The sequence below is a fragment of the Kitasatospora sp. NRRL B-11411 genome (assembly GCF_000721345.1).
Classification (GTDB): domain Bacteria; phylum Actinomycetota; class Actinomycetes; order Streptomycetales; family Streptomycetaceae; genus Kitasatospora; species Kitasatospora cineracea.
In genome coordinates, this window is the sequence record NZ_JOGH01000063.1 from 25,928 (window position 1) to 35,635 (window position 9,708).

General features: G+C 74.0%; 7 protein-coding genes and 1 pseudogene. 3 read left to right on the top strand and 5 right to left on the bottom strand.

Annotated features, from left to right (window positions below; genetic code table 11):
• Positions 1 to 48: 48 nt before the first annotated feature.
• On the bottom strand, positions 49 to 1,089 hold the full coding sequence (locus IH44_RS0124820; RefSeq protein ID WP_030461927.1) for a glycosyltransferase family 2 protein: 1,041 nt from the start codon (positions 1,087 to 1,089) through the stop codon (positions 49 to 51).
• A gap of 104 nt (positions 1,090 to 1,193) precedes the next feature.
• Here IH44_RS0124820 and IH44_RS0124825 point away from each other — a divergent pair, with 104 nt between their 5' ends.
• On the top strand, positions 1,194 to 2,768 hold the full coding sequence (locus IH44_RS0124825; RefSeq protein ID WP_198545032.1) for an LCP family protein: 1,575 nt from the start codon (positions 1,194 to 1,196) through the stop codon (positions 2,766 to 2,768).
• Positions 2,769 to 2,865: 97 nt separating this feature from the next.
• On the opposite strand, the gene IH44_RS0124830 is transcribed toward IH44_RS0124825, so the two are convergent.
• From IH44_RS0124830 to ssuE, 3 genes are all read right to left on the bottom strand, one after another.
• Positions 2,866 to 5,430: an ABC transporter permease gene (locus IH44_RS0124830; protein WP_030461929.1), complete on the bottom strand. Its 2,565-nt coding sequence runs from the start codon at positions 5,428 to 5,430 to the stop codon at positions 2,866 to 2,868.
• 16 nt (positions 5,431 to 5,446) lie between these two features.
• Positions 5,447 to 6,232 (bottom strand): ABC transporter ATP-binding protein, encoded by a 786-nt coding sequence (locus tag IH44_RS0124835; RefSeq protein ID WP_232795075.1) that lies wholly within the window; start codon positions 6,230 to 6,232, stop codon positions 5,447 to 5,449.
• Positions 6,233 to 6,520: 288 nt separating this feature from the next.
• Entirely contained in the window at positions 6,521 to 7,075 is a 555-nt protein-coding gene (ssuE, locus tag IH44_RS0124840; RefSeq protein WP_030461931.1) for an NADPH-dependent FMN reductase, read from the bottom strand.
• 347 nt (positions 7,076 to 7,422) lie between these two features.
• On the opposite strand from ssuE, the gene IH44_RS0124845 reads away from it, so the two are divergent.
• Positions 7,423 to 8,769: an LCP family protein gene (locus IH44_RS0124845; protein ID WP_030461932.1), complete on the top strand. Its 1,347-nt coding sequence runs from the start codon at positions 7,423 to 7,425 to the stop codon at positions 8,767 to 8,769.
• A 121-nt stretch (positions 8,770 to 8,890) separates the two neighbouring features.
• A complete protein-coding gene (locus tag IH44_RS43045) occupies positions 8,891 to 9,361 on the top strand; it encodes a serine O-acetyltransferase (RefSeq protein WP_051817280.1) in 471 nt (156 codons plus the stop codon).
• Positions 9,362 to 9,389: 28 nt separating this feature from the next.
• Here the strand turns inward: IH44_RS43045 and IH44_RS0124860 are convergent.
• Positions 9,390 to 9,708, bottom strand: a pseudogene (locus tag IH44_RS0124860) (acyl-CoA dehydrogenase family protein); the annotation flags it as partial.

The following is a 9,708-nucleotide window of genomic DNA, read 5'->3' on the forward strand; positions in this document are numbered from 1 at the left end:
GGGGGACGGCCCCCGTCCGGGGTTCCGGGGACCGTCCTCGACGCCCCGTCAGGGGGCGGGGGTGGGCTTCGGGTCGATCGGGGCGGGCGCGGTGGAGGCGATCACCGTGCGGGCCAGCCGGCGCGGGGAGGTGAGGAAGCCGAAGCCCCAGCTCATGTGCATGGTGCCGAGGGCCAGCGGGAGCAGCAGGTGCTGCTTGGACGACAGTCCGGTGCTGCGCAGGCTGCCGAGGACGATCGCCGCGGCGTAGCCGGCCGGCAGGACCAGGAACGCCGGGTGCAGCGCGGCGCCGAGCACCAGGCCGGCCAGCACGGCGAGCAGGGCGGTCGGCGGGGCCAGGTAGCGCAGGTTGACCGAGCCGCGGTGGTAGCGGGTGACCACCCGGCGCCAACGGCCGTAGTCCTTGTACTGCTTGGCCAGCGCGCGCACGCTCGGCCGCGGCCGGTAGGTGACCTGGAGCTGCGGGGTGAACCAGACCAGGCCGCCGGCCTGGCGGATGCGGTAGTTGAGCTCCCAGTCCTGGGCCCGGACGAACTCCTCGTTGTAGCCGCCCTGCTGCTCCAGCACCTCGCGGCGGAACACCCCGAGGTAGACCGTCTCGGCGGGGCCGGCCAGGCCGCCGGTGTGGAAGGCCGCGTTGCCGACGCCGATCTTCGAGGTCATCGCGGCGGCGACGGCGTGCTCCCAGTCGGTCTCGCCCTCGGCGTGCATGATGCCGCCGACGTTGGCGGCGTCCATCTCGTCGAGCAGGCGGACGGCGGTGGCGATGTAACCGGGCGTCAGCAGTCCGTGGCCGTCGACCCGGACCACCACGGGGTGGCGGCTGGCCCGGATCGCCGCGTTCAGGCCGGCCGGGGTGCGGCCGGTCGGATTGGGGACGGTGCGCACCCGCGGGTCCTCGGCGGCGAGTTCGGCGGCGATCGCGTCGGTCCGGTCCGCGGACGGGCCCAGGGCGATCACCACCTCCAGCTCACCGGCGTACTCCTGCTCCAGGATGCGGCGGACGGCGGTGCGCAGGTGACGTTCCTCGTTGAGCACCGGCATGATCACGGAGACCGCCGGCAGCTCCTCAGCAGCCTTGGTGTTCATCGTGCCCGAGCGTACCGGCGCCGGACCGCGCTTGTCAGACGGGGTCCTCCCCCGTCCGGCGCGCCGTCCGGGCGGGTCGGGCCGGCCCGCCTAGCATGCGGAAGATGCCCCACCAGCGCCCGCCCGCCCGCCTGTCCGCACCGGCCCGGAGGCGGCGGCCCGGCCGCCGGAGGTGGGGGCGCTGGGCGGCGGGCACGCTCTCCTTCGCGGTGCTGGCCACCTCGTGCGGCGGGTGGGCGGTGCTGAACGGCGTCGGCGCCTCGCTCGACCGGGTGGACGCGATCGGCGGCGGCCCCGACCGGCCGGCCGACGACGGGGCGTCGACCTTCCTGGTGGTGGGCACCGACGAGCGCGCGGGCATCCCGGAGTCCACCCTCAAGGACGTGCTGCACGCGGGCGGCGAGTCCTGCCACTGCACCGACACCATGATGGTCGTGCAGCTGTCCGCGGACCGCGGCCGGGCCACCGTGGTCTCCGTCCCGCGCGACTCCTACGTGGACATCCCCGCGCACCAGGACCCCGCCACCGGGCGGCAGGTGGCCGCCGCCAAGGGCAAGATCAACGCGGCGTACGGGATGGGCGGGGCGCCGCTGGCGGTGCGCACCGTGGAGCAGAACACCGGGCTGCGGATCGACCACTACGTCGAGGTGAACTTCCTCGCCTTCGTCTCCACCGTGGACGCGCTGGGCGGCGTCGAGGTGTGCACGCCCAAGCCGCTCAAGGACGACTACTCGGGCCTGGACCTGCCGGCCGGCACCACCCGGCTGGACGGGGCGGGGGCGCTGCGCTACGTCCGGGCCCGGCACGTGGACGGCTCCTCGGACCTGGGGCGGATGCACCGGCAGCAGAAGTTCCTGGCCCAGCTGCTGCGCCGGGCCGCCTCCGGCGGGACCCTGCTCGACCCGGCGAAGCTCACCGGGGTGCTGGACACCGTGCTGCGCTCGGTGAAGGTCGACAAGGGGCTGGGCAACGCCGAACTGCTGGACTTCGCGGGCCGGTTGAAGGACCTGTCGGCCTCGGACGCGGACTTCGCCACGGTGCCGCTGTCCGAGGTGGACCACCAGGTGCCGGGCTGGGGCTCCACCGTGCTGTGGGACGAGAAGGGCGCGGCGGCGCTGTTCGAGGCGGTCCGGGCCGGGCGGCCGCTCACCGGGGCCGCGGCCGCCGCGCCGTCCGCCGCCGCTGCCGCTGCCGCCGGGCCGAGCGCCTCGCCCGTTGCCGGAACGATTCCTCCGGCGCAGGTCCGGGTGCAGGTGCTCAACGGGGCGGGCGTCCAGGGGCTGGGCTTCCGGGTCGACGCCGAGCTGCGCAAGGCGGGCTTCGCCACCACCGGCACGCCGTCCAACGCCCCGTCCAACGCCCTGGGCGACGGGTCGGCCGCCACCCGGACGGTGATCCGCTACGACCCGCGCTGGGACGAGTCGGTGAAGACCCTGGCCGCCGCGCTGCCCGACGCCGAGCTCGATCCGGTGCCGGGCCTGGGCCCGACCTTCCAGGTGGTCGCGGGCAGCGAGTACCGGGCCCCGGCGGACCCGGCGGCGTCCTCGGCTGTGTCCTCGGCGGCATCCTCGGCGGCTCCGGCCGCCCGGGCCGCGGCGCCCGAGAAGGCCGGCCCGGCGGCGTCGCCGACGGCGGTGGCCGGTGCGGAGAGCGGCAGCGAGATCAGCTGCCCGTCCTGACCCCGGGGACGCGGCTGGCCCCGGGAACGCGGCGGGGCCGGAAGCGTCGGAACGCTTCCGGCCCACCGGGCCCGCCGGGCCCGCCGTCGGGGCGGGGTCAGTCGGAGGCGATGGCGGCCAGCACGTTCATCCGGGCGGCCCGGAAGGCCGGGACGAGGGCGGCGATCAGGCCGATGAGCACGGAGCCGGCCAGGACCACGGCCACGGTGCCGGTCGGGATCGTCAGGGCGGTCAGGCCCTGGTCGGCCAGCACGGACCGGGCGGTGACGCCCCAGGAGAGGCCGAGCGCGGTGCCGAGGACGGCGCCGAACAGGGCGATGACCACCGATTCGAGCCGGACCACCCGGCGCAGCTGGCGGCGGGAGAGGCCGATGGCGCGCAGCAGGCCGATCTCCCGGGTCCGCTCGATCACCGACAGGGCCAGGGTGTTGACCACGCCGAGGACGGCGACCACGATCGTCAGGCCGAGCAGGCCGTAGACCATGTAGAGCAGCTGGTCGACCTGGGACTTGATCATCTCCTTGTAGCCGGCCTGGTCCTTGACCGTCAGCTGCGGGTAGCCCTCCAGGGACTTCTGCAGGGCGGCGAGCACCTCGGCCTTGTCGGCGCCGGCCGAGGCGCCGGCGAACACCGCGGAGTCCGCGGGCAGTTCGCCGCCGAGCGCGGCGGAGACGGTGGGGATGCCGGTGAAGAAGTTGCCGTCGAAGAGCTGGTTGCCGGTCTTCAGGACGGCGGCGACCTTGAGGGTCTGGGTGCGGCCCTTGTCGTAGCCGACGGCGATCGGGTCGCCGACCTTCAGGTGGTGCGCGTCGGCGAACTTCTGGTCGACCGAGAGGCCGCCGGGTTCGGCGAAGACGCCCTCGGCGGTGCCGGCGGCGAGCGGCAGCCGGAAGTCCCGGGTGAAGCTCGGGTCGGCGGCGACCAGTTCGGTCTCGGTGCGGGTGCCGTCGGGGGTGGTGAGGTCCGCCGGGACGGACTTCTGCCGGGTGACGTGGTCGATGCCCGCGGTGTGCCCGACCGCGTCGGCCATGGCCGGGGTGAGGCCGGTGCGGCCGCCGGCCACGATGTAGTCGGCGCCGACGGACTTGTCGATCTGGGCGGTGGCCGAGGTGACCATGGAGGAGGTGACCACGGAGGCGCCGATCACCACGGCCAGGCCGATCATCAGGGCGGCGGCGGTGGAGCCGGTGCGCCGCGGGTTGCGCATCACGTTCCGCTGGGCGAGGCGGCCGGCCGGGCCGAACAGGGCGGGCAGCGCGCCGCCGAGCAGCCGGAGCAGGCCGGAGACCAGCAGCGGGCCGAGCACCACGGCGCCGACCAGGGTGGCGAGCACGCCGAGGCCGATCAGCATCCCGCCGGTGGAGCCGGTGGAGGTGCCGGCCAGCACCAGGGCGGCGGCGCCGAGCACCGTGACCAGGGCGCCGACTGCGACCCGGATCCGGTTGGCCCGGGGCTCGGGCGGGGCCGCGTGGTCGAGCAGCGCGGCCATCGGGGTGATCCGGGAGGCCCGGCGGGCCGGCACGAACGCCGCGAACAGCGTCACCAGCACGCCGACCGCGTACGACACGGCGGGCACCGTCCAGGTGACGTCCAGCGAGGTGGCGTCCAGGTTCATCCCGGCGGCCTTCATCAGCTGGATCAGGCCGAGCGCCAGGCCGAGGCCGGCGCCGATGCCGAGGGTGGAGCCGAGCACGCCGAGGATCAGGCCCTCGGTCAGCACCGAGCGGTTGACCTGGGAGCGGCTGCCGCCGATGGCGCGCAGCAGGCCGATCTCCCGGGTCCGCTGGGTGACCAGCATGGAGAAGGTGTTGACGATCAGGAAGCCGCCGACGCCGGCCGCCAGGACGGCGAAGCCGAGCATCGCGTACTTCATGAAGTCGAGGAAGGAGCCGACGTCGTCGGCGTTCTCCTGCTGCTGCTCGGCGGCGGTCTTGGCCTGGAAGCCGCTGCCGAGGTCGGCCAGCGCGGCGGCCTTCAGCTGCTCGTCGCTGCGGCTGCCGTCGCCGAACACCTCGACCGAGGTGTACGCCTCGGTGCCGAGCAGCACCTGCTGGGCGGTGGGGGTGTCCAGGAAGGCGAGGGCGGCGCCGGGGTTGGTGGTGCGGAAGGTGGCGATGCCGGAGATGGTGAAGTCGTGGTCGCCGCTGTCGGTGATGACCCGCAGCCGGGCGCCCAGGCCGAGGCCGGACTTCTTGGCGGTGTCGGCGTCCAGCACGATCTGGTCGGCGCCCTGCGGGACGTGGCCGGAGGTGACGTCGACCGAGTTGCGCGGGGTGTCCGTCCAGTTGCCGGTCAGGGTGGGGGCGCCGGTGGTCGGGCCGACCAGCTTGTTGGTGGCCGGGTCGACCAGGACGGCGGTGGAGACCATGACCTGGCCGAGGGCGGCCTTGACGCCGGGCTCGGCGGCGAGCTTCGCCGGGGTGCCGGCCGGGATGGTGGGGATCGCGGCGGGGCCGCCGCGCCGGGCCATCTCGTCCTCGGCCTTGGCGACCGAGAGGTCGGAGGCGGTGGCCGCGAACAGCTTGTCGAAGGTGCTGGTGGCGGTGTTGTAGAAGACCAGGGTGCCGGCCACGAAGGCGACCGAGAGCACCACGGCGAGCAGGGAGAGCACCAGGCGCCACTTGTGGGCGAAGAAGCTCCGCAGCGAGGTCTTGAGCAGCATGTCTTCCGGCCCCGTCTCAGCTGGTGCGCTTGCCGTCGAAACGGCGCATGCGGGTCAGGACGGTGTCGGCCGTGGGGTTGTGCATCTCGTCGACGATCCGGCCGTCGGCGAGGAACAGCACCCGGTCCGCGTGGCCGGCGGCCACCGGGTCGTGCGTCACCATCACGATGGTCTGGCCGAGTTCGTCGACCGAGCGGCGCAGGAAGCCGAGCACCTCGGCGCCGGAGCGGGAGTCGAGGTTGCCGGTGGGCTCGTCGCCGAAGATGATCTCGGGGCGGGCGGCCAGCGCGCGGGCCACCGCGACGCGCTGCTGCTGGCCGCCGGAGAGCTGGCCGGGGCGGTGCTTGAGCCGGCCGGACAGGCCGACGGTGTCGATCACCTGCTCCAGCCAGGCGCGGTCGGGCTTGCGGCCCGCGATGTCCATCGGCAGCGTGATGTTCTCCACCGCGTTCAGCGTGGAGAGCAGGTTGAACGCCTGGAAGATGAAGCCGATCTTGTCCCGGCGGAGCCGGGTCAACTGCTTGTCCTTCAGGCCGGTGATCTCGGTGTCGCCGATCCAGATCCGGCCCTGGGAGACGGCGTCCAGCCCGGCCAGGCAGTGCATCAGCGTGGACTTGCCGGACCCGGAGGGGCCCATGATGGCGGTGAAGCGTCCGCGCTCGATGTCCACGTCGACCGCGTCGAGCGCCGTCACCCGGGTCTCCCCCGCGCCGTACGCCTTGGTGACCTGCCGGGCCTGGGCGGCGGCGGTGCCGCGCTCCGGCAGGTGTGAGAGGTGAGCGGCGTTCGCTGCCGTGGTCACTGAATGCTCCTCGCTGTGGGTCCACCCGTTGGCCCCCAGCCTTCCGGGCACCGCACCGGTCGCGGAATCCAGCAGGCATCCGTCTTCGGGGTGGGGCCAGCACCACCTTCGTGGTGGGGCTGGGGGGGATGGCTCCACGGTAGGAGCGGCGGTCGGGGCCGGTCGTCCTCCACCGGGCTGAGCCCCGTCCCGGGAATGCGTCCGGGGCCCGGGCCCTCTCCCCTAGGGGTTGCCGCGGCGCGGTCTGAGGGTCCGGGCCCCGGTCGGAGCCCTCTGGTTGACGAACGGTCAGCCGGTGGTGGCGAGTTCCGCGCGGGGCGCGAGTGCGGCGGAGAAGGCGTCCACCACCGGGGTGAGCAGAACCTCGGTCTCGCGCTCCAACTCGGTGGCGCCGTCCTCGCGCACCCCGACGTGCCGGTCCAGCACGAACCAGCCCTGGGTGACGTGCCCGGCGCCCATCGCGTTGAGCACCGGCCGCAGCGCGTAGTCCACCGCCAGCACGTGCGCGGTGGAGCCGCCGGTGGCCAGCGGCAGCACCGTCTTGCCGCGCAGCGCGTACTGCGGCAGCAGGTCGAGCAGGGCCTTCAGCAGGCCCGAGTAGGCGGCCTTGTAGACCGGGGTGCCGATCACCACGCCGTCGGCCTGCTCGAACAGCTCGACGGCCCGGGCTATCGCCGGGTCCGAGGTGTCCGCGGCGAGCAGGGCGGCGGCGGGCAGCGCGCGGGCGTCCAGCGGGTGCACCAGGTGGCCGTCGGCGGCGAGCCGGCGGTCGACGTGGCGCAGCAGCCGGGTGGTGCGGGAGGTCGCGGACGGGGAGCCGGAGACGGACAGGATCACGGCCATGGAGTCACCTCGGGGCGTACGGCCGCGGGCAGGGCGCGGCCGGGGAAGGGAGGAGGAAGAGGGGAGGCGAGGGCGCGGGTCGCCTGGGGTGAGTGCGCGCGGCGGGCATCGTCAGCCGCGACACAGCGAACAGGACACCCGGCCGTGGTCGACGTGCCGCCGACGGGTGAGGACCTGAAGCTGCTCCATGCCGTCATGCAAACACGCCCGGTTTCGGCGGGTCAAGGCCGTGCCCGCCTGGTGAACACTCCCCGGAACCGTCCGCGCCCTGCATCAAAACGGCCACAACGGGGCCCGCGGCGCCTCCGCGATCACTGCGCGGCGCCCGGTTCGGGCATCCTTCCCCCATGAACACGTGGCAGGAGCGCCCGGGGGGCGGCGCATACGGGCAGGGCGACGCGGCGCGGGGCCAGGGCGGACCGGCGGCCGAGCCGCCGCTGCCGCCGGAGCTGAATCCGCGCGGCACGGGCGTCCCGCTCTCCCGCCCCGCCCAGCAGGACCGGCCGACCACGGGCCGCCCGCCCGGCCCGGGCCAGCACCCCGGCGGGCAGCCCCCGTACGGCGGCGGCGGGCAGCCCCCGTACGGCGGCAGCGGCAGCGGCGGGCAGCCCCCGTACGGTCGGCAGCCCCACGGCCAGCAGCCGTCCGAGCCGCAGCGGCCCGGCGGGGCGGCCCCCGGGGCCGGGCCGGGGGCCCGGCCGCGCCGCTCGCGCAAGAAGATCGTCGGCTACTCGGTGCTCGGCCTGGTGCTGGCCCTGCTGGTCACCATGGTCGGCACCTACTTCTGGGCGGACGGCAAGCTGCACCACGAGAACGTGCTGGCCGACTACCCGGGCCGCCCGGCCGCGGGCAAGGGCACCAACTGGCTGATCGTCGGCTCGGACAGCCGGGCCGGCCTGACCGACGCCGACGAGCAGAACCTGCACACCGGTTCCGCCGAGGGCAAGCGCAGCGACTCGATGATGATCCTGCACATCGGCGACAACGGGAACACCCTGATGTCGATCCCGCGCGACTCCTGGGTGCAGATCCCGGCGCACCAGGACACCTCCGGCAGCGGCAAGACCATCCCCGCCGCCACCCACAAGATCAACGCGGCCTTCGCGGCGGGCGGCGGCCGGCTGCTGGTGCAGACCGTCGAGACCAACATGGACCTGCGGATCGACCACTACGCCGAGATCGGCTTCGCCGGCTTCGTCGGCCTGGTGGACGCCGTCGGTGGCGTCGAGATGACCATCGACCAGCCGGTCAAGGACAAGGACTCCGGCCTCGACCTGCAGGCCGGCACCCAGACCCTGAACGGCAAGCAGGCGCTGGCCTTCGTCCGGCAGCGCCACCAGATGGCCGACCAGGACCTCGGCCGGATGCGCAACCAGCAGAAGTTCCTCGGCGCGCTGGCCAAGCAGGCCGCCTCGCCGACCACCCTGCTCAACCCGTTCACCTTCTACCCGCTGGTCTCGGCCGGCCTGGACACCGTGATCGTCGACGACGACGCCGGGCTGACCGACCTGGGCTCGATGTTCCTCGCCATGAAGGGCGTCACCGGCGGCGACGGCAAGACCATCACCGTCCCGATCGGGAACCCGGACTACCACACGCCCACCGGCGAGTCCGCGGTCAAGTGGGACCCGGCGAAGTCCAAGGCGGTCTTCGACGCGATGAAGAACGACACCGCCGTCCCCGACGTGAAGTGACCGCCCGCTGAGGGGGGTGCGCCCCGCGGCGGCGTTCGGAATTCGCACGGCGAATCCGAACTGCCGCCGCGGGGCGCGTCGTTGACGGCGGGTCGGGGGGCCGGACAGGACAATGTCCGCCATGTCGCTGGTGACCGCCCTCATCTACCGCCGCCGCAGCCGGCCGTTCGGCCGCCTGGTCCAGGAGGCCCTGGCCCTCTACGGGATGGAGGTGCCGGCCGCCGCCGAGATCGGCCCCGGCCTGGTGGTGTTCCACCGCGGCTTCGGCACCGTCCTGCACCCGTACACCACGCTGGGCGCGAACGTCACGCTGTACAACGGCGTCACCATCGGCCGGGCCGACCCGTGGGTCCCGCAGGAGCTGTCCGCGATGCGGCGGGTGGTGCTGGAGGACGGCGTGGTGGTCTGCGCGGGCGCGAAGATCGTCTGCAAGAGCGGCACCCTGACCGTCGGCGCCGACACCGTGGTCGGCGCCAACGCCGTCCTCACCCGCTCCACCGGGCCCGGCGAGATCTGGGCCGGCGCCCCGGCCCGGAAGGTCGGGGAGCGCCGGCGGGTGAGCGAGCAGGGACGCGAACCGGTCGGCGGGTGAGCGGGCCGGGGCGCGAACCGACCGCCCGTCAGGGCAGGTTGCGGGCCATGACGATGCGCTGGACCTGGTTGGTGCCCTCGTAGATCTGGGTGATCTTCGCGTCCCGCATCATCCGCTAGGTGAGCTGCCGGGCGGCCTCCAGCTTCATCGCCATGTCCGCCAGCATGAACTGCACGCCCTGGAAGTCCGCGATCGCCTTCCCGAACTGCCGGCGCTCCTTCACGTACCCCTTCGCGTAGTCCAGCGCACCCTGCGCGATGCCCAGCGCCTGCGCCGCGATGGTGACCCGGGTGTGGTCCAGCGTGCGCATCGCCGTGGCGAAACCGGTGCCCTCCGCCCCGATCATC

What these genes read in the sequence shown, in the direction of transcription:
- IH44_RS0124820 (WP_030461927.1), bottom strand. Translation starts at nt 1,089, where the DNA reads ATGAACACCAAGGCTGCTGAGGAGCTGCCGGCGGTCTCCGTGATCATG.
- IH44_RS0124825 (WP_198545032.1), top strand. Translation starts at nt 1,194, where the DNA reads ATGCCCCACCAGCGCCCGCCCGCCCGCCTGTCCGCACCGGCCCGGAGG.
- IH44_RS0124830 (WP_030461929.1), bottom strand. Translation starts at nt 5,430, where the DNA reads ATGCTGCTCAAGACCTCGCTGCGGAGCTTCTTCGCCCACAAGTGGCGC.
- ssuE (WP_030461931.1), bottom strand. Translation starts at nt 7,075, where the DNA reads ATGGCCGTGATCCTGTCCGTCTCCGGCTCCCCGTCCGCGACCTCCCGC.
- IH44_RS0124845 (WP_030461932.1), top strand. Translation starts at nt 7,423, where the DNA reads ATGAACACGTGGCAGGAGCGCCCGGGGGGCGGCGCATACGGGCAGGGC.
- IH44_RS43045 (WP_051817280.1), top strand. Translation starts at nt 8,891, where the DNA reads ATGTCGCTGGTGACCGCCCTCATCTACCGCCGCCGCAGCCGGCCGTTC.